This is a genomic window from Mycolicibacter minnesotensis (assembly GCF_010731755.1).
GTDB lineage: Bacteria > Actinomycetota > Actinomycetes > Mycobacteriales > Mycobacteriaceae > Mycobacterium > Mycobacterium minnesotense.
Window position 1 is genome coordinate 2,829,182 of record NZ_AP022589.1, and the last position, 17,391, is coordinate 2,846,572.

At 67.8% G+C, this 17,391-nt stretch carries 18 protein-coding genes; 10 read left to right on the plus strand and 8 right to left on the minus strand.

Annotation, left to right across the window (positions count from 1 at the left end; translation table 11 throughout):
* Both G6N09_RS13155 and G6N09_RS13160 read left to right on the plus strand, forming a co-directional pair.
* Positions 1–867: a class II glutamine amidotransferase gene (locus G6N09_RS13155; protein ID WP_083025648.1), complete on the plus strand. Its 867-nt coding sequence runs from the start codon at positions 1–3 to the stop codon at positions 865–867.
* Entirely contained in the window at positions 864–1,703 is an 840-nt protein-coding gene (locus tag G6N09_RS13160) for a patatin-like phospholipase family protein (protein ID WP_083025645.1), read from the plus strand. The genes G6N09_RS13155 and G6N09_RS13160 overlap by 4 nt, the downstream gene beginning before the upstream one ends.
* On the opposite strand, the gene G6N09_RS13165 is transcribed toward G6N09_RS13160, so the two are convergent.
* The gene (locus tag G6N09_RS13165) at positions 1,700–2,698 is read right to left on the minus strand and encodes a patatin-like phospholipase family protein (RefSeq protein ID WP_083025918.1); all 999 of its coding nucleotides are present in this window, start codon (positions 2,696–2,698) and stop codon (positions 1,700–1,702) included. The genes G6N09_RS13160 and G6N09_RS13165 overlap by 4 nt on opposite strands.
* A gap of 276 nt (positions 2,699–2,974) precedes the next feature.
* Here G6N09_RS13165 and G6N09_RS13170 point away from each other — a divergent pair, with 276 nt between their 5' ends.
* Both G6N09_RS13170 and G6N09_RS13175 read left to right on the plus strand, forming a co-directional pair.
* Positions 2,975–3,523 (plus strand): cysteine dioxygenase, encoded by a 549-nt coding sequence (locus tag G6N09_RS13170; RefSeq protein ID WP_083025643.1) that lies wholly within the window; start codon positions 2,975–2,977, stop codon positions 3,521–3,523.
* The gene (locus G6N09_RS13175; protein WP_083025640.1) at positions 3,520–3,996 is read left to right on the plus strand and encodes a rhodanese-like domain-containing protein; all 477 of its coding nucleotides are present in this window, start codon (positions 3,520–3,522) and stop codon (positions 3,994–3,996) included. The genes G6N09_RS13170 and G6N09_RS13175 overlap by 4 nt, the downstream gene beginning before the upstream one ends.
* Here G6N09_RS13175 and G6N09_RS13180 read toward each other — a convergent pair.
* Genes G6N09_RS13180 through G6N09_RS13190 form a run of 3 tightly spaced genes read right to left on the minus strand, consistent with a single transcriptional unit; the run spans position 3,928 to position 7,464 of the window.
* Complete coding sequence (locus G6N09_RS13180; RefSeq protein ID WP_083025639.1) at positions 3,928–5,616, minus strand: alpha/beta hydrolase; 1,689 nt, start codon at positions 5,614–5,616, stop codon at positions 3,928–3,930. The two genes, G6N09_RS13175 and G6N09_RS13180, sit on opposite strands and share 69 nt — an antisense overlap.
* A gap of 11 nt (positions 5,617–5,627) precedes the next feature.
* Complete coding sequence (locus G6N09_RS13185; RefSeq protein ID WP_083025636.1) at positions 5,628–6,401, minus strand: enoyl-CoA hydratase; 774 nt, start codon at positions 6,399–6,401, stop codon at positions 5,628–5,630.
* A 10-nt stretch (positions 6,402–6,411) separates the two neighbouring features.
* Positions 6,412–7,464 carry an enoyl-CoA hydratase/isomerase family protein gene (locus G6N09_RS13190; protein WP_083025633.1) on the minus strand — a complete coding sequence of 351 codons (1,053 nt, stop codon included), beginning with the start codon at positions 7,462–7,464 and terminating at the stop codon, positions 6,412–6,414.
* Positions 7,465–7,621: 157 nt separating this feature from the next.
* Here G6N09_RS13190 and G6N09_RS13195 point away from each other — a divergent pair, with 157 nt between their 5' ends.
* Both G6N09_RS13195 and G6N09_RS13200 read left to right on the plus strand, forming a co-directional pair.
* The gene (locus G6N09_RS13195) at positions 7,622–8,473 is read left to right on the plus strand and encodes a Bax inhibitor-1/YccA family protein (protein WP_083025632.1); all 852 of its coding nucleotides are present in this window, start codon (positions 7,622–7,624) and stop codon (positions 8,471–8,473) included.
* 112 nt (positions 8,474–8,585) lie between these two features.
* Positions 8,586–9,431 (plus strand): putative endonuclease domain-containing protein, encoded by an 846-nt coding sequence (locus tag G6N09_RS13200; protein ID WP_083025629.1) that lies wholly within the window; start codon positions 8,586–8,588, stop codon positions 9,429–9,431.
* Positions 9,432–9,498: 67 nt separating this feature from the next.
* Here G6N09_RS13200 and G6N09_RS13205 read toward each other — a convergent pair whose 3' ends face one another.
* Together G6N09_RS13205 and G6N09_RS13210 are read right to left on the minus strand one after the other, a co-directional pair.
* On the minus strand, positions 9,499–10,716 hold the full coding sequence (locus G6N09_RS13205; protein WP_083025627.1) for an acetyl-CoA C-acetyltransferase: 1,218 nt from the start codon (positions 10,714–10,716) through the stop codon (positions 9,499–9,501).
* Positions 10,717–10,750: 34 nt separating this feature from the next.
* Complete coding sequence (locus G6N09_RS13210; RefSeq protein WP_083025625.1) at positions 10,751–11,605, minus strand: SGNH/GDSL hydrolase family protein; 855 nt, start codon at positions 11,603–11,605, stop codon at positions 10,751–10,753.
* Positions 11,606–11,777: 172 nt separating this feature from the next.
* Here G6N09_RS13210 and G6N09_RS13215 point away from each other — a divergent pair, with 172 nt between their 5' ends.
* The 4 genes from G6N09_RS13215 (at position 11,778) to G6N09_RS13230 (ending at position 16,312) form a co-directional block, all read left to right on the plus strand.
* Positions 11,778–12,827 carry an alpha/beta hydrolase gene (locus G6N09_RS13215; RefSeq protein WP_083025916.1) on the plus strand — a complete coding sequence of 350 codons (1,050 nt, stop codon included), beginning with the start codon at positions 11,778–11,780 and terminating at the stop codon, positions 12,825–12,827.
* A gap of 149 nt (positions 12,828–12,976) precedes the next feature.
* Positions 12,977–14,371: a cystathionine beta-synthase gene (locus G6N09_RS13220; protein ID WP_083025623.1), complete on the plus strand. Its 1,395-nt coding sequence runs from the start codon at positions 12,977–12,979 to the stop codon at positions 14,369–14,371.
* 67 nt (positions 14,372–14,438) lie between these two features.
* Complete coding sequence (locus tag G6N09_RS13225; RefSeq protein WP_163752789.1) at positions 14,439–15,155, plus strand: Rv1078 family RDD domain-containing protein; 717 nt, start codon at positions 14,439–14,441, stop codon at positions 15,153–15,155.
* Positions 15,152–16,312 (plus strand): cystathionine gamma-synthase, encoded by a 1,161-nt coding sequence (locus G6N09_RS13230; RefSeq protein ID WP_083027046.1) that lies wholly within the window; start codon positions 15,152–15,154, stop codon positions 16,310–16,312. The genes G6N09_RS13225 and G6N09_RS13230 overlap by 4 nt, the downstream gene beginning before the upstream one ends.
* Positions 16,313–16,330: 18 nt before the next feature.
* Here G6N09_RS13230 and greA read toward each other — a convergent pair whose 3' ends face one another.
* Positions 16,331–16,825, minus strand: coding sequence for a transcription elongation factor GreA (gene greA / locus G6N09_RS13235; protein WP_083027045.1), 495 nt, complete (start codon positions 16,823–16,825; stop codon positions 16,331–16,333).
* Positions 16,826–16,958: 133 nt separating this feature from the next.
* Positions 16,959–17,378 (minus strand): DUF4307 domain-containing protein, encoded by a 420-nt coding sequence (locus G6N09_RS13240; RefSeq protein WP_083027044.1) that lies wholly within the window; start codon positions 17,376–17,378, stop codon positions 16,959–16,961.
* Positions 17,379–17,391: the final 13 nt, after the last annotated feature.

Consider the following 17,391-nt stretch of genomic DNA (forward strand, 5'->3'; position numbering starts at 1 on the left):
GTGTGCCGACTTTTCGGGCTGCATGCCGGGACCAGCGTCGTAACCTCAACATTCTGGCTGCTCGACGCCGCGGACAGCCTGGCCGAACAGAGCCGGCGCAACCCCGACGGCACGGGCCTGGGTGTGTTCGACGGCTACGGGCAATCGCGGCTGCGTAAACAGCCGATCGCGGCGTGGCAGGACACCGAATTCGCTACCGCGGCGCAGGAACTGACCGGCACCACTTTCGTCGCGCACGTGCGTTATGCCACCACCGGCGCTCGGAGCGTCGCCAACACCCACCCGTTCCTGCAGGACAACCGCATCTTCGCGCACAATGGCGTCGTCGAAGACCTGCCCGCCATTGATCAGCGGCTGCGCGAGGTCGACGCCTACGGCCTGGTGCACGGCGATACCGACTCTGAACGGGTCTTCGCCCTGATCACCGCCGCGATCCGAGCGCGGCGCGGCGACGTGACGGGGGGCCTGGTCGACGCCGTGCGCTGGCTCGCCGCCAACGTGCCGATCTACGCGCTCAACCTGCTGCTGACCACCGCCACCGACATGTGGGCGCTTCGGTACCCCGAGCCCAACGAGCTCTATATCCTGGACCGACGAGACGGCACAGAACCTGGAGGTTTGGCGTTGCGCACCAAACGGATTCGAGCCGATGCGGCGCAGTTGCGTGGTCGGCCCGCGGTAGTGTTCGCCACCGAGCCGATGGACGGAGAGACCCGCTGGGAACCGATCGAACCGGGTCAGCTGGTGCACGTCGACGCGGGCCTGCGGATCACCCGTCGACTGGTCTTGCCCGATCCGCCCGCGCGACAACTGCGACATGAGGATCTGAACCCGGTGGCCGCGGCGGCCCAACACCCGGCGGTATGAATCCGATGACCAAGCGTGCCCTGGTCCTGGGCGGTGGTGGGGTGGCCGGTATTGCCTGGGAGACCGGGGTTTTGTGCGGTATCGCCGACGAGTCGCCTGCCGCCGCCCAGAAACTGCTGGAATCCGCTGTGCTGGTGGGGACATCGGCCGGCTCGGCGGTGGCAGCCCAGCTCGGCAGCGGGATCGGTCTGGAGGAGCTGTTCGCCCGGCAGGTGGCGCCGACGTCGCCTGAGGTCGACCCCGGGGTGGGGGCCGATGCGCTGACCGATCTGTTCATGGCGGCCATCACCGAGCCCAACACCACCACCGCGCAGAAGCTGCAGGGTATCGGCGCGGTGGCCCTGGCGGCCGAGACGATGCCCGCGCCGGTGCGCAGGGCCATCATCGCCGACCGATTGCCCTCCCACGACTGGCCGGATCGGGTTCTGCGGATCACGGCGATCGACATCGACACCGGGGAACTGAAGGTCTTCGACCGCGACTCCGGTGTGGAACTCATCGACGCGGTGGCCGCCAGTTGTGCGGTACCGGGCGCCTGGCCCCCGGTGGTGCTGGGCGGACACCGCTACATGGACGGCGGCGTGCGCAGCACCATCAACCTCGACGTGGCCGCCGACTGCGCCGCGGCGGTGCTGCTGGTTCCCGCCGGTGGTGGGATCGGTGCGGAGATCAATGCGTTCGAGGGTCGAGTCTGCGCGGTGCTGGCCGATGACGACGCGATCCGCGCGTTCGGCAGCAATCCGCTCAACCCGTCGTGCCGGGTGCCGTCGGCGCACGCCGGACGCGAACAGGGCCGCCAGCAGGCCGCCGCGATCAGCGAATTTTTAGCGGGCTAAAGCGGTTTCGCTGCGTCGAGGGTGCGCGCGGCCAGTTCGCGGCCCACGTCGATCAACTCGGCGGCGCGGTGGAAGTCCAGACTGCGGCAGGCCACCCGCGGCACCTCGATCAGCAGGTCGGGCGGGTGCGACGCCAGTTGATAGCGGGCCAGCGCCGCCTGGGCGATGTCGATGGTCCGGTTCATCACCTCGAAACTGCCGAGTTTGGGCACTTCGGGCACGGACTCCTCGCCCTCACCCGGCTCGGACTCACCGCTGCTGAAACGGTCCAGGATCGCGCGTGCCGTCGGACGGTCCAGCAGCGAGCGGGCCCCGCTGGTGTCCAGGAGTGCAGACGTGCTGCGCCACATACGATTCAGCCGGCCCGGGGTGGCGGCCCGTTCGGCGTCCTCAGTGGGCGGCCCGGCGGCGGTCGGATCACCGCCGTTGAGGCTCACAGCCAGTGTCAGATCGGCGTTGACCGAACTCAGCGGAGCCATCGGCAGGGGATCGAGGATTCCGCCGTCGGCCAGCAGCCGTCCGTCGACCACGTGCGGTGCGATCACCCCGGGAATGGCGATCGAGGCCCGGATAGCGGTGTCGATCGGGCCGCGTTGCAGCCACACCGATCGGCCCGCGATCAGATCGGTTGCGACGGCCGTATAGGGAATCGGCAGGTCCTCGATATTGCTGTCGCCCAGGATGTCGCGAACCACATCGAGGATCTTCTCCGCCCGCAGTACCCCCGCCGCGGTGAAGGAGGGATCCAACAACCGCAGCACCGCGCCCTGAGTCAACGATTTGGCCCACTCGGCGAAGTCGTCGAGGCGTCCGGCGGCCTGCAGTCCGCCCACCAACGCTCCCATCGAGGAGCCGGAGATGCCGACGATGTCGAAGCCGCGGTCGCGGAGTTCGGCGATCACCCCGATGTGGGCGTAGCCGCGTGCCCCGCCGCTGCCCAGCACCAGAGCCACCCGCGGCGGACGGGGCGCGCGAGGTTCGGCAGCAGAGGTCATGGTGACCATTTTGCGGGTAACACCCCGCCGGTTCTTCGCCTCATCCCGATTTCAACCCCCACGTCGACAGGAAAGCCCAGCTCATAGCAGATATTTCTGCTGAAGGCGGACCCGAATCGCACGCCGGAGCCTACGACGGTCGATGCGCTCGGTTCCGTGTTCACTTACCATGGCCGCTGTGATGGAGTACGTGGATTTCCAGGGTTGTTGTTGCCGCAGCTGAACGCTGCCGCCGCCCTGTCTCGAATCCACCCCATCCGTTCTGGAGTTCTCACCATGGTTATCGCTGATCCCATCGCGCTGCGACGCCCGGCCGCCCGGCCGCGCTCACTACGGCAGCCCGACCTCCTACAGACCACCGACCTTGCCGCTGACGCCGTGTTGCAGGGGCGCTACAACCACCTGCTGCCCGGCACAGGGCTGCCCGACGACCAGCGCTGGTTCACCCGGATCCACGGCGACGAGCGGCTCGACATCTGGCTGATCAGCTGGGTTCCGGGCCACGCCACCGAACTGCATGACCACGGCGATTCACTGGGCGCACTCACCGTACTGTCCGGTTCCCTGGACGAGTTCCACTGGGATGGGCATCAGTTGGCGCGACGGCGGCTCGATGCCGGAGACCAGGCCGCCTTCAGCCGGGGCTGGGTGCACGACGTGGTCTGGGCGCCGTCGGCCCCTGAGCAGGGCACCACGCCGGTCCCGACCCTGAGCGTGCACGCCTACTCGCCGCCTTTGGTGGAAATGTCCTACTACGACGTCGCGCCGGACAATACTTTGCGCAGGCAGCGCACCGAACTCACCCAGCACCCGGAGGCATCATGAGCGTCACGACGCTGACCAGCCGCATCGACCACCTGCTGGAGTCCGCTCGGGCCCGGCTGCACCGTCTGCACGCCGATGAGGTTCCCGCGGCGCTGCGTTCCGGGGCATACCTGGTCGACATCCGGCCCGCCGCCCAGCGCGCCCAGGAGGGGGAGGTGCCCGGCGCCCTGGTGATCGAGCGCAACGTGCTGGAATGGCGCTGCGACCCGACCAGCGATGCCCGGCTGCCGCAGGCGGTCGACGACGACGTCCAGTGGATCATTCTGTGCTCGCAGGGCTACACCTCGAGCCTGGCCGCGGCCGCACTGCAAGACCTCGGCCTGCACCGGGCCACCGACGTCATCGGCGGCTATCAGGCCTTGGCCGCCGCCGGTGAGCTGGTGGAACCCGTCCGAGCCACGGAGCTAGGCATCGGAGTGCAGCAGTGGTCGGAGCCGTTCGGTTTTCTCCGGGGTCCACGCCGCTGGATGTAGGATCGCCGCCCAGGCATTGGCCACGTCGGCCACGTAGCTGTGGCCATGACCGGCAGGCACGTCGATCGCCACCGCCATGTCGGCCGAGACCTGCAGGAACGTCACGATCGGAAACCAGCGCACCTGCGGCAGCACGTCATAACCGCGGGGCTCTTTGAGCCAGTCGGGCTTGTGATACAGCAGATCGGGATGCCACCAGGCGATCGGGTCCGACGCGTGCTGCAGGTACACCACCCGCGGTGAAATGCCTGAGCCCCAAGGACTGTCGGGACGATCCAAGTCATCCGGGCGCGCGACAAACCGCACGGCGCTGCCGTCGTGGTAGATGGGCAGCCACTGCGGGGACCCGGGATCGCGGTTGAGAGTCAGGTCGGTCCAGATGGTGTTCTGGAACGTCGGCCCGGAGAACAACGCACCGTCGGTGCGCGCCAGCACATTGTTGAGGCTCATGAAGGACGCCTCGCCGCCGAACGACCCCAGGCTCTCGCCGAACACGACCACTTTGGGGCGCTTGGCCTCGGGCAGGGCACGCACCCGTTTGTCGACCGCCTCGAACAGCGCTACACCGGCCTGGCGGGCGTTCTCCTTGTCGACCAGGAACGACAACCAGCTGGGCAGGAACGAATACTGCATGCTCACGATCGCGGTGTTGCCGTTGAACATGTATTCCAGCGTGGAGGCCTCGGCCTCGTTGATCCAGCCGGTGCCGGTGGTGGTGGCCACGGCCACCACGGCACGGTTCAGTCCGCCGGTCCGGGCCAATTCGGCTGCCGCCAGCTCCGCCGTCGCCTTGATGCCGTCGGCGGAATTCAGCCCGGCATAGGCGCGGATCGGTTCGGTGGCCGGTGCGCCGTTGAACTCGCTGAGTTGCGCCAGGCTGGGTCCCCCCGCCACGAAGATGCGGCCCTGATGGCCTAGCGAACCCCAGGAGGCCAGCGACTCAGGGCCGCCGGAGCGCAGCCGCGTCGATGGGGCGGCCCGGTCCGGGCTGGCCTCGTCGTTGATCGAGCTGAACGTGCTGTTCATGATGTGCATTGCTTGCTTGAGCACCACGCCGTTGAGCACCGCCACACCCAGAGCCAGCACCAACGACACCGCAACCACAGCCGAAACCCGCGGCGGGGCAACGCGTTCGAGCTGGTGCACCAGAAACCTCAGCACCAGTCGGATCATCTGGCCGATCTCGACCAAGATGAACAGCGTGGCCACCGCGATCACGCCGGCCTGCGGGTAGTTGTACCAAGTCAGCCTCGGCACACCCATCAGGTCGCGCATCTGGTCCTGCCAACCGTGGATAGTCCACACCACCCAGAGATGGATGACGATCGCCGTCGGGATCAGCACCCGCCAGGCCCAGCGTGGAGCGGCCGGGCTGGAATCCTGCGAGCGCATGTAGCGCACCAACCAGACGGCGAACACCCCCAGCGCGTAGCCGATCGCCCCCGAGCCGCCGCTGACCAAGCCCTGGAACAGTGGCCCGCGGGGCAGCAGGGACGGGGTCAGCGACAGCCACAGGAACACCAGGCCCACCGTGGTCCCGGTGAACGTGTAGTGCCGGACCCACCAGGGCTCGTGGGCAGCCGGTGGCGTGGGCGCGGTGGTTGCGGTGGGGGTGCTCATCGCCGATCAGCTCAGCGGTGGGTGAAGTTAGGGGGGCGCTTCTCGGTGAACGCGGCCATGCCCTCGGTCTGATCCTCGGTGGCGAACGCCGAGTGGAACAGCCTGCGCTCGTAGAGCAGCCCTTCGGCCAGGGTGGATTCGAAGGCCCGGTTGACGGCTTCCTTGGCCATCCGGGCAGCCGACAGGCTCATCCCGGCGATGGTGGTGGCCACCTTGCCGGCCTCGGCCAGCAGGTCGTCGGCCGGCACCACGCGAGAGACCAGGCCGGAGCGCTCGGCTTCGGCGGCGTCGATGGTTCGGCCGGTCAGGATCAGGTCCATCGCCTTGGCCTTGCCGATGGCCCGGGTCAGCCGCTGCGAGCCACCCATGCCGGGCAGCACGCCCAGCTTGATCTCGGGCTGGCCGAATTTGGCGGTGTCGGCGGCGATCAGCAGATCGCACATCATCGCCAACTCGCAGCCGCCGCCCAGCGCGAACCCGGCCACCGCGGCGATGGTCGGGGTGCGCACCGCGGCCAGCTTGGACCAGGCGGCGAAGAAGTCGGCGGCGAACACCTCGGCGAAACTGAGGTCGGCCATCTCCTTGATGTCGGCGCCGGCGGCGAAGGCCTTGGCGCTGCCGGTGATGATGATCGCGCCGATACTGGGGTCGGCGTCGAATTCGGCCGCGGCGGTAGTGACTTCGTCCATCACCCGGCTGTTGAGCGCGTTGAGCGCCTGCGGCCGGTTCAGGGTGATGGTGCCGACGCGGCCGTCGCGGTCGACGAGGATGGTCTCGTAGCTCATGGGGACTCCTTTAGAAGGTGAGATCGGGCTCGGCGGGAACGAAGTAGCTGTCGATGTCGGCGGGGGTAACCTCAGCCAGCGTGGCCGGCGACCACTGCGGGTTGCGGTCCTTGTCCACCAACTGGGCGCGGATTCCCTCCACCAGGTCATGGGTGCGCAGCGACGCGCACGACACCCGGTACTCCTGAATGAGGACCTCTTCCAGCGTGGCCAGCCGCTCGGCCCGGCGCACCGCCTCCAGCGTCGCCGCGCAGGCGACCGGGGACCTGGTGCCAATCAGCTCCGCCGCGGCGTTGGCGTCGGGGCTGGCGTGGCCGGCCAGGGCGGTCACGATCTGCGCCACGGTGTCATGGGCGTAGCAGTCATCGATCCAGTCGCGTTGTGCGGCAAGCTGACTCGGCGGCGGCTCGACGGCGTAGGCCGCTAGCGCGCTGTGGACGCCGTCGGCGAAGATCGCCGCGGTGAAGGCGGCCAATTGCTCATGCGGCACGTAGTGGTCAGCGAAACCCAGTGCGATGGCGTCCGGCCCGGAGAACGGTGCGCCGGTCAGTGCTGCGTGCAGACCGAGCCGGCCGGGGGAGCGCGAGAGCAGATAGGTGCCGCCGACATCGGGGATGAAGCCGATTCCGACCTCGGGCATCGCCATCTTGGTGGTGTCGGTGACCACCCGGGTGTTGGCGTGCGCGCCTACCCCCACACCGCCACCCATCACGATGCCGTCCATCAAGGACACGAAGGGCTTTCCGAAGCCGCCGATCTGGGCGTTGAGCCGGTACTCGTCGTAGAAGAAGCGGCGCGCGTCGGCGCCGTCGGCCTTGGCGCTGTGATAGATCGCGACTACGTCGCCGCCGGCGCACAGGCCGCGCTCGCCGGCACCGGCCAGCACCACCGCCGTCACCGCCGGGTCGTCGGCCCATGCGGAAAGCGCCGCGGTCATCGCGGTCACCATCGGAAGGTTCAGCGAGTTGATCGCCTTCGGCCGGTTGAGCGTCAACACGGCGACGCCGTTGTCGACACGGGCCAGGACGTCGGGGTTCACCGCACCGTCAGATTCGCCTGTCACGCCTTCGCAATGTAGATCCCTAGGCGCGGCCCTTGGTCCGCGGGTAAGGTTTGGGCTGCAAACGGCCCGAACTCCGTCGGGAACTCAGGCGGTCCGGGAAACGTTGATTCAGTGTTCGTAAGACTTCGCTTCACAGCCCTAGGAGAGGATCGGGACGGTGCGGGAGACCAGCAACCCGGTATTTCGTTCGTTGCCCAAGCAGGGCGGCTACGCGCAGTTCGGAACCGGTGTCGCCGGTGCCGCTCAGCAGGTGGGTCAGACCTACCAGGCCGACCCGTCTTTGGCGCAGTATCAGCAGCGCGAGGTCACTCGCCCGCTGACCATCGATGACGTCGTCACCAAGACCGGCATCACCCTGGGGGTGCTGAGCCTCTCGGCGATCGTCTCCTTCTTCCTGGTGGCCTCCAACCAGGCGCTGGCCGGGCCACTGACCTTCATTGGCGCCTTCGGCGGGCTCGCGCTGGTCATGGTCGCCATGTTCGGCCGCAAGCAGGACAGCAAGGCCGTGGTGCTCAGCTACGCGGTACTCGAGGGCCTGTTCCTGGGCGCCATCTCCTTCGTGCTGACCGCGGTCACCGTCGGGACCGGCAACGCCGGCTCGCTGATCGGCCAGGCCGTGATGGGCACCTTCGGGGTCTTCGGCGGCATGCTGGTGGTCTACAAGACCGGCGCTATCCGGGTCACCCCGAAGTTCACCCGGATGGTGATCGCCGGCATGTTCGGTGTGCTGGCCCTGATGATCGGCAACCTGGTGCTGGGCATGTTCGGCGTCGGCGACGGTGCAGGCATGGGCCTGCGCAGCGGTGGCACGCTGTCTATCGTCTTCTCGCTGGTGTGCATCGGGCTCGCGGCGTTCAGCTTCCTGATCGACTTCGACGCCGCTGACCAGATGATCCGGGCCGGCGCGCCCGAGAAGGCCGCCTGGGGCATCGCCCTTGGTCTGACCGTGACCCTGGTCTGGCTGTACCTGGAGATCCTGCGGCTGCTCAGCTACTTCCAGAGCGAGTGACCCGCTAGCTTTTCCCGTTGACTCTGCGCTGACCAGGCAAGCTACTCGCACTTTTGCCTGGTACGCGCAGAGTCAATTTTTTTGTGTCGGTGGCCCCGGGCAGCATGCCGCCATGGGACAGCCATTCATCGGTAGTGAGGCACTGACCGCCGGGGTGGTCACCTGGCACGAGCTGGAAAAACACCACACCGCAGTCCTGCCGAACGTATACCTGGAAAAGTACGTCGAACCCACGCTCCGGCGCCGGACGCAGGCCGCTTGGCTGTGGTCGCATCGCCAAGCAGTGGTCTCCGGCTTGGCGGCGTCCGCCTTGCACGGGGCGAAGTGGATCGACGACGACGCGACCGTCGAACTGATCTGGCGTAACGCGCGCGCCCCGCACGGCGTCAAGACCCGCGCCGACCTGATCCTGGACGGTGAATCCCAGTGGATCGCCGGCGTCGTCGCCACCACTCCCGAGCGCACCGCCTTCGACCTTGGCCGCCGCGGCCCGCTGCGCCAGGCGGTTGCCAGGCTTGACGCACTGGCCAACGCCACACATTTCAAGGTCGACGATGTGGCTGCCCTGGCGGCGCGGCATCGTCACACCCGCGGGTTGCGCCAGCTGGAAGCTGCGCTGTACCTCGTCGATGCCGGCGCACAGTCACCGAAGGAGACCTGGCTGCGGCTGTTGCTCAGCGATGCCGGGTTCCCCAGGCCGCAGACGCAGATCCCCGTCGTGGGCGAGGACGGCTACCCCAAGTACTTCCTCGACATGGGGTGGGAGCACATCATGCTCGCGGTCGAATACGACGGCGACCACCACCGCACCAGTCGACCCCAATTCGTCAAGGACGTCGAGCGTCTTGAGTACCTCCGGCAGGCGGGCTGGACGCACATCACGGTGCTCAACGAACACCGAAGCCACGACGTGGTCCGCCGCGTCCGCCAAGCCTGGGATGCCCTGAAACGCAGTTGACTCTGCGCTGACCAGGCGGATCACTCGCACTTCTGCCTGGTAGGCGCAGAGTCAACGGCAAAGGAACTTAGGAGAGACGCTCCACGACCATGGCCATGCCCTGACCGCCGCCCACACACATGGTCTCCACGCCGAACTGCTTGTCGTGGGTGGCCAGGTTGTTGAGCAGGGTGGCGGTGATCCGGGCGCCGGTCATACCGAACGGGTGGCCCAGGGCGATCGCCCCGCCGGACACGTTCAGCTTGTCCTCGTCGATGCCCAGCTCGCGGGCCGAGCCCAGCACCTGCACCGCGAACGCCTCGTTGATCTCGAACAGGTCGATGTCGGACACCGACATCTTGGCGTTGGCCAGCGCCTTCTTGACCGCCTCGATCGGGCCCAGGCCCATGATCTCCGGCGACAGACCCGACACCCCGGTGGACACGATCCGGGCCAGCGGCTTGAGACCCAGCTCCTTGGCCTTGGTGTCGCTGGTGATGATCACCGCGGCCGCACCGTCGTTCAACGGGCAGGCGTTGCCGGCGGTGATCGTGCCGTTGGGCCGGAACACCGGCTTGAGCTGGCTGATCTTCTCGTAGGTGGTGCCGGCGCGCGGGCCGTCATCGGTGCTCACCACGGTGCCGTCGGGCAGGGTGACCGGCGAGATCTCGCGGGCGAAGAAGCCGCTGTTGATGGCCTCCTCGGCGCGGTTCTGGCTGCGCACGCCCCAGCGGTCCTGGTCCTCACGGCTGATCCCGGTGTGCAGCGCGACGTTCTCGCCGGTCTGGCCCATCGCGATGTAGACGTCAGGCAGCAGGCCGTCGGCACGCGGGTCGTGCCACTCGTCGGCACCGGCCGCAGCGGCCTCGGAACGGGCCTGGGCGTCGGCGAACAGCGGGTTCTTGCTGTTCGGGGCGCCGTCGGCCGCGCCGATCACGAACTGCGAGACGGTCTCCACGCCGGCGGAGATGAACGCGTCACCCTCCCCGGCCTTGATCGCGTGGAAGGCCATCCGAGTGGTCTGCAGCGACGACGAGCAGTACCGGTTCACCGTGGTGCCGGGCAGGAAGTCGTAGCCGAGCAACACCGAGACCACGCGGCCGATGTTGTAGCCGGAGGCGCCGCCCGGCTGGCCGCAGCCCATCATCAGGTCGTCGATCTCGCGCGGGTCCAGGGCAGGAACCTTGTCCAGGGCGGCGCGCACCATCTGGGCAGCCAGGTCGTCGGGCCGCATGGTGACCAGGGACCCCTTGCCGGCCCGGCCGATCGGCGAACGCGCAGTTGAGACGATGACAGCTTCAGGCACTTCTGACTCCTCTAATCGGGTTCTAGAGGCGAATCTAGCCCGACGGAACCGTCTCGCGGGAATCGGGCCGCTCCAGCGCGGCACACAAGGCGGGGATCACTTGGGTGGCTGCCAGCGCGTATCCGGCGGCCGACGGATGGTACTGATCCTGGGCGAATAGCAGCTCGCGTGCCTGATGGAACTCCCGCGATCGGAAGTCGGCGAAGGGGACGGTGATACCGCCGGCGGCCTTGACCGCACGGGCCTGGGCCTTGGCCAGCCGGCGTGCCCGGGTGTGGGCCACCCAGCGCAGCGGCTGGGGGATCGCACTGACCGCGCCCAGGTCAGGGCAGGTCGTCACGATCACCGCCGCACCGCTGGCGTGGAGGCGCTTGACCACCGAGCGCAGCCGTTGCGCCGAGCATGCGATGCCGTGCAGGGCGGTGACGTCATTGGCCCCGATCATGATGACCGCGGCGTTCGGCGGTGGACCCGCGACGAACATCGCGTCGACCTGGCCGGCCAGTCCCTTGGTGGTGGCACCCACAATCGCTTTGGTGCTCAAGCGAATCCGCAGGCCGGTGCGTTGTGCCAGCGAGCTGGCGATCAGCGCGCCCGGCACCTGCTCGGCGGACAGGCAGCCATACCCCGTCGCGGTCGAGTCGCCGAAGATCATCAGGTGCAGATCCACGCTCATACCGCGTTGATAACGCTGCACCGGTTCACCTTCGCCGGTGTAGACGCCGTCGGCGCGGGGCGGAATGGCGCATGCCTTGGGGATGGTCTGGCGCGCCCGGTCGGCCTGCCCGGCCAGGAGATTGCGCACCCCGAGATAGAGGGTGCCGCTGGAGGCGATCATGCCGGCGGTGAGCAGCGTGACCGCTGACCGTCGCGTCGCATGGATCGCCATGTGGCAATTCTAGGGAGCTGGTTCCCGCCCGCAGCAAACAGAAATGGTCACGAAGCGGAACCGATGCAGTATCGGAACGAATCCTAAGATTTCTTCTCAAATTTTGGCGTGTGACGATAAGTAATACCGCGTTGGCAGTGCCGGCCCGGGCCGGCTGGAGGGAGTGTCCATCATGACCGCACCCAGCATTATTCCCAGCTCGCCGCGTGCCGGCGTCCGGCTTTACCCCTCCCAACGGCCCCGCCGTCACAGTCGTCATGACGGACTGCCGGTGGAGGTGGTCGAAGAGGCGCCCAGCATGGAAGGACGGCTCGCATGGCTGGCCGCTCGGGCCACCATTCGGCCCGTCCTGTCGGTGGGCAGCTACCTGCCGCGCATGCCGTGGCCGTTCGGATTGCTCGACTTCGCCGCCAAGGCTGTGCTGCCCGCACCGGGCACCATCAGGGCCACCATCCGGCTGCCGCGCTGCAAAGCACAGCTGGTGCGCGCCGCCGGCGTGATGCCAGCCGACGGCACCCGTCGGGTGGTGCTCTATATGCACGGGGGCGCGTTCCTCACCTGCGGCGCCAACACCCACGGCCGACTCGTCACCAAGTTGTCGAAGTACGCCGACAGCCCGGTGCTGGTGGTGGAGTACCGGATGATCCCCAAGCACTCGATCGCCGACGCGATCGACGACTGCTATGACGGCTATCGGTGGCTGCGCCGCCAGGGCTACCAGCCCGACCAGATCGTGCTGGCCGGCGACTCGGCCGGCGGCTACCTGTCCCTGGCGTTGGCCGAACGGTTGCTCGACGAAGACGAGGAGGCTCCGGCGGCGATCGTCGCTCTGTCGCCGCTGCTGGAGATCGCCAAGGAAGCCAAGAAGGCGCATCCCAACATCCACAGCGGAGCGGAGTTTCCGCCCAAGGCATTTGACGCCTTCGTCGAACTGATCGAGGCGGCGGCCCGGCGTGATCGCGTCCACGGCGGCGAAGTCCTCGAACCGCTGCAGCACGTGCGGCCCGGACTTCCGCGCACTCTGATTCACGTCTCTGGCTCCGAGGTACTGCTGCACGACGCCCGGCTGGGCGCCAAAGTGCTGGCCGCCGCGGGCGTCCCGGTGGAGCTGCGGATCTGGCCCGGCCAGATCCACGTCTTTCAGATTGCCGCGCCGTTCGTGCCCGAGGCCACGCGTTCACTGCGCCAGATCGGCGAATACATCCGCGAAGCCACCGGCTGAACCACCCGGTTTATGGGGCGGGCCCAGCGTCGGCTCTCCTTCGTCGAGCCTCGCTGACCCGTCGTGTTTATGGGGCGGGCCCAGCGTCGGCTCTCCTTCGTCGAGCCTCGCTGACCCGCCCGGACAAACAACCTGAGACCATTGCAGGCATGCGGATAGCGCGCCACATCAGTGACCTCATCGGTAATACCCCGCTGGTCGAGTTGAGTTCGATCGTTCCGGCCGGCGCGGGGCGGGTGGTGGCCAAGGTCGAATACCTCAATCCCGGTGCCAGCTCCAAAGACCGCATCGCGGTGAAGATGATCGACGCGGCCGAGGCCAGCGGGGCACTCAAGCCCGGCGGCACCATCGTCGAACCGACTTCGGGCAACACCGGGGTGGGCCTGGCGCTGGTGGCCCAGCGGCGCGGGTACAAATGCGTGTTCGTCTGCCCGGACAAGGTCAGCGAAGACAAGCAGAACGTGTTGCGGGCCTACGGCGCCGAGGTGGTGGTGTGCCCGACAGCGGTGTCCCCGGATGACCCGGCCAGCTACTACAGCGTGTCCAATCGGCTGGTCGAGGAGATCGACGGCGCCTGGAAGCCCGACCAGTACTCCAACCCGGCCGGCCCCGAGAGTCACTACGAGACCACCGGACCGGAGATCTGGGCCGACACCGACGGCCAGGTGACCCATTTCGTCGCCGGGATCGGAACGGGCGGCACCATCACCGGCACCGGCCGCTACCTCAAAGAGGTGTCCGAGGGCCGGGTGCAGATCATCGGCGCGGACCCCGAGGGTTCGGTGTACTCCGGTGGCACCGGTCGGCCCTACCTGGTCGAAGGCGTCGGCGAGGACTTCTGGCCGGACGCCTACGACCCGAGCATTCCCGACGGGATCATCGCCGTCTCGGACGCGGACTCCTTCGACATGACCCGGCGCCTGGCCCGGGAGGAAGCGCTGCTGGTCGGCGGCTCCTGCGGGATGGCCGTAGTGGCGGCGGTGGAGACCGCGGTCAAGGCCGGTCCCGACGCGCTCGTGGTGGTCCTGCTGCCCGACGGCGGGCGGGGCTACATGTCGAAGCTGTTCAACGACGCCTGGATGTCCTCCTACGGCTTCCTGCGGTCGCGACTGGATGGTTCCACGGTCCAGGCCACGGTTGCCGACGTACTGCGGGCCAAGTCCGGAGTACTGCCGGACCTGGTCCACACCCACCCGGCGGAGACGGTGCGCGACGCCATCGGGATCCTGCGGGAGTACGGGGTATCGCAGATGCCCGTCGTCGGAGCCGAGCCGCCGGTGATGGCCGGTGAGGTGGCCGGAAGTGTTTCCGAGCGGGAGTTGCTTTCCGCGGTGTTCGAGGGTCGCGCGAAGCTTGCTGACGCGGTGTCGCTGCACATGGGTCCGCCGCTGCCGCTGATCGGCTCTGGCGAGGTCGTCGGGGTAGCGGCCACCACGTTGGCCGAGGTGGACGCGGTGATGGTGGTGGAAGACGGCAAACCGGTGGGCGTGATCACCCGCCACGACCTTCTGGGCTTTTTGTCCGACGGGCCACGCCGTCGATAAAGGCGTTGACGCCCCTGTCCTGCGGTAGCGTTTGGACCGTTCACCGACACGACCCGAAAGGGTGGAGATGACCGAATATCCGCCGTCCCAGCCCGGCAGCTACCCGCCCCCGTCCGGTGATTACCCGCCGCAGGGCAGCTACCCGCCCCCGCCTCCCGGCAACTACCCCCCGCAGGGCAGCTACCCGCCCCCGCCGCCCGGCAATTACCCGCCTCCGCCGCCCGGAAACTACCCCCCGCCGCCTCCCGGCAACTACCCGCCGCCGGCGCCGGGCTACGGCGCCTACCCGGGCCAGGCCGGAACCCCGGTCGGTCAGCTGCCGCAGGAGGCCTACACCTCCTGGCTGACCCGGGTGGCCGCCTACTTCGTTGACTTCCTGCCGATCCTGGTGCTCTACGGCATCCCGTCGATGATCGCCGGCACCACCGCCGACAAGGAATGCATCACCGGTTCCGACGGCTTCGTCTGCACGGTCAGCCCGTCGAGCACCGGCGCCACGTTGATGTTCTTGGGTTGGCTGGCCGCGCTGGCCTTCGGAATCTGGAACTACGGCTACCGGCAGGGCACCACCGGGTCCAGCATCGGCAAATCGGTGCTGAAGTTCAAAGTGGTCTCCGAAGCCACCGGTCAGCCGATCGGTTTCGGGATGTCGATCGTGCGCCAGCTGGCGCACATCATCGACGGCGCCATCTTGTGCATCGGTTATCTCTTCCCGCTGTGGGACGCCAAGCGTCAGACGATCGCGGACAAGATCATGACCACCGTCTGCCTGCCGATCCGTTGAGTCAGAGGCACCCGCACGGCGCCACCGGTCTGTCCACCACCGCGATCCACGCCGGCTTTCGGCCGGACCCCGCCACCGGGGCGGTCAACGTACCGATCTACGCCAGCAGCACCTTCGCCCAGGACGGCGTCGGCGGTCTGCGCGGCGGCTTCGAATACGCCCGCACCGGCAATCCGACCCGGGCCGCGCTGGAGGCCGCGCTGGCCGCGGTGGAGCGGGGCCGGTTCGGCCGGGCCTTCGGTTCGGGGATGGCCGCCACCGACTGTGCCCTGCGCTCGATGCTGCGTCCCGGCGATCACCTGATCATTCCCGACGACGCCTACGGCGGCACTTTCCGGCTGATCGACAAGGTCTTCACCCAGTGGGGAGTGACGCACACCCCGGTCGCGTTGTCCGACCTGGACGCGGTGCGTGGTGCCCTCACCGATAAGACCAAGTTGATCTGGGTGGAGACTCCCACCAACCCGCTGCTGTCGATCGCCGACATCGCCGGAATCGCCGCCCTGGGTAAAGAAGCCGGGGCTCGGGTCCTGGTGGACAACACCTTTGCCTCGCCGGCGTTGCAACAGCCCCTGACGCTGGGCGCCGACGTGGTGCTGCATTCCACCACCAAATACATCGGCGGGCATTCCGATGTGGTGGGCGGCGCGCTGGTCACTGACGACGAAGAGCTCGACACCGCGTTCGCATTCCTGCAGAACGGGGCGGGGGCGGTCCCCGGTCCCTTCGATGCCTACCTGACGCTGCGCGGTCTGAAGACACTGGTGCTGCGCATGCAACGGCATAGCGAGAACGCCGCGGCGGTCGCGGAATTCCTGGACGAGCACCCCGCGGTGAGCCAGGTGCTCTACCCGGGTCTGCCGGCGCACCGCGGCCACGATGTCGCCGCGACGCAGATGCGCGGTTTCGGCGGCATGGTGTCGGTGCGGATGCGCGGTGGCCGGGCGGCGGCGGAAAAGCTGTGCGCCGGAACCCAGATCTTCATCCTGGCCGAGTCCCTGGGCGGGGTCGAGTCGCTCATCGAACTGCCCGGCGCGATGACGCATGCCTCTACGGCGGGTTCGCAACTCGAGGTTCCCGACGACTTGGTGCGCCTGTCGGTGGGCATCGAGGACATCGACGACCTGATCGCCGATCTGACGCAGGCGCTGGCCTGATCGGCGGGGCGGCCTAGCTCAGGAGTGGTAGGGCTCCGCGCTGACCAGGGTCACCTTGATGGTCTTGCCACTGGGAACGTTGTAGCTGCGCTCCTCATTGACCTTGGCGCCCAGCAGGGCGTGACCCAGCGGGGAGTTCGGTGAATAGACCTCGAGCTTGTCGTCGGCGACGCCCTCCTGGCGAGTGGCGATCAGGAAGGTCTCGGTGTCGGACTTGTCGCCGTCGTAGTACACCGTGACCACCGAACCGGGCAGCGCGACACCGGACTGGGTGGGCGCCTCGCCGACCTTGGCGCTGCTGAGCAGCTCCTGCAGGCTCCGGATACGAGCCTCCTGCTGCCCCTGCTCTTCGCGGGCGGCGTGGTAGCCGCCGTTCTCGCGCAGGTCGCCCTCTTCGCGGCGGTCATTGATCTCCGCGGCGATCACCGGGCGGTTCGCGATCAGCTGGTCAAGCTCCGCTTTGAGCCGGTCGTGTGACTCCTGCGTCAACCAGGTCACCTGGGTGTCCGTCATCTCACTGCGCTCCTCGTGTCGTCGGGGTCCGGCGCCTTCGGCAACGGGGCGACGCCTGTCAAATACAGTCGTTAATGCAGCAATACACGGTCCCAGTCGGAACCGTGTATCAGTACAGGATACCACCGCAACGTCAGGGCGAGCGTAGATAATCGGGGACGTCGCTGCCGCAACCGTAGACGTCGCCCATGACAGGTTGCTGGGAAGATTTCACGATCGTGGTCACCTGAACGGTTGCCGACTCCGATGGTGGAACCAGCACTTCGCGCCGGCCGGTCTCACTGCCGTCGCCGGATCGAACGCGCACGATGCAGGCCGCGGGCCGCGACGGGTCGGATCGAGTCACGCTGAACTTAACCGAGACAGTCTGATCGTCGAGCACCTCATATCCGTACAGCTCACCCTTGACCTCGGCGGTCGCGAAGCGCTGATAGCCGACCACCGCGAGGGCGGCGAAGGTGGCGATCCCGAGCGTGCCCAGCACGAGCGCCAGCAACCGTCGGGGCAGTGCGCTGCCCTGGGCGTCGCCGTAGCGCGGCTCGGAGTCGGTCATCGTGAGGTGTGTC

Coding starts and splice junctions, on each gene's coding strand:
- G6N09_RS13160 (WP_083025645.1), top strand. CDS start 864: ATGAATCCGATGACCAAGCGTGCCCTGGTCCTGGGCGGTGGTGGGGTG.
- G6N09_RS13165 (WP_083025918.1), bottom strand. CDS start 2,698: ATGACCTCTGCTGCCGAACCTCGCGCGCCCCGTCCGCCGCGGGTGGCT.
- G6N09_RS13170 (WP_083025643.1), top strand. CDS start 2,975: ATGGTTATCGCTGATCCCATCGCGCTGCGACGCCCGGCCGCCCGGCCG.
- G6N09_RS13175 (WP_083025640.1), top strand. CDS start 3,520: ATGAGCGTCACGACGCTGACCAGCCGCATCGACCACCTGCTGGAGTCC.
- G6N09_RS13180 (WP_083025639.1), bottom strand. CDS start 5,616: ATGAGCACCCCCACCGCAACCACCGCGCCCACGCCACCGGCTGCCCAC.
- G6N09_RS13185 (WP_083025636.1), bottom strand. CDS start 6,401: ATGAGCTACGAGACCATCCTCGTCGACCGCGACGGCCGCGTCGGCACC.
- G6N09_RS13200 (WP_083025629.1), top strand. CDS start 8,586: ATGGGACAGCCATTCATCGGTAGTGAGGCACTGACCGCCGGGGTGGTC.
- G6N09_RS13210 (WP_083025625.1), bottom strand. CDS start 11,605: ATGGCGATCCATGCGACGCGACGGTCAGCGGTCACGCTGCTCACCGCC.
- G6N09_RS13215 (WP_083025916.1), top strand. CDS start 11,778: ATGACCGCACCCAGCATTATTCCCAGCTCGCCGCGTGCCGGCGTCCGG.
- G6N09_RS13220 (WP_083025623.1), top strand. CDS start 12,977: ATGCGGATAGCGCGCCACATCAGTGACCTCATCGGTAATACCCCGCTG.
- G6N09_RS13225 (WP_163752789.1), top strand. CDS start 14,439: ATGACCGAATATCCGCCGTCCCAGCCCGGCAGCTACCCGCCCCCGTCC.
- greA (WP_083027045.1), bottom strand. CDS start 16,825: ATGACGGACACCCAGGTGACCTGGTTGACGCAGGAGTCACACGACCGG.
- G6N09_RS13240 (WP_083027044.1), bottom strand. CDS start 17,378: ATGACCGACTCCGAGCCGCGCTACGGCGACGCCCAGGGCAGCGCACTG.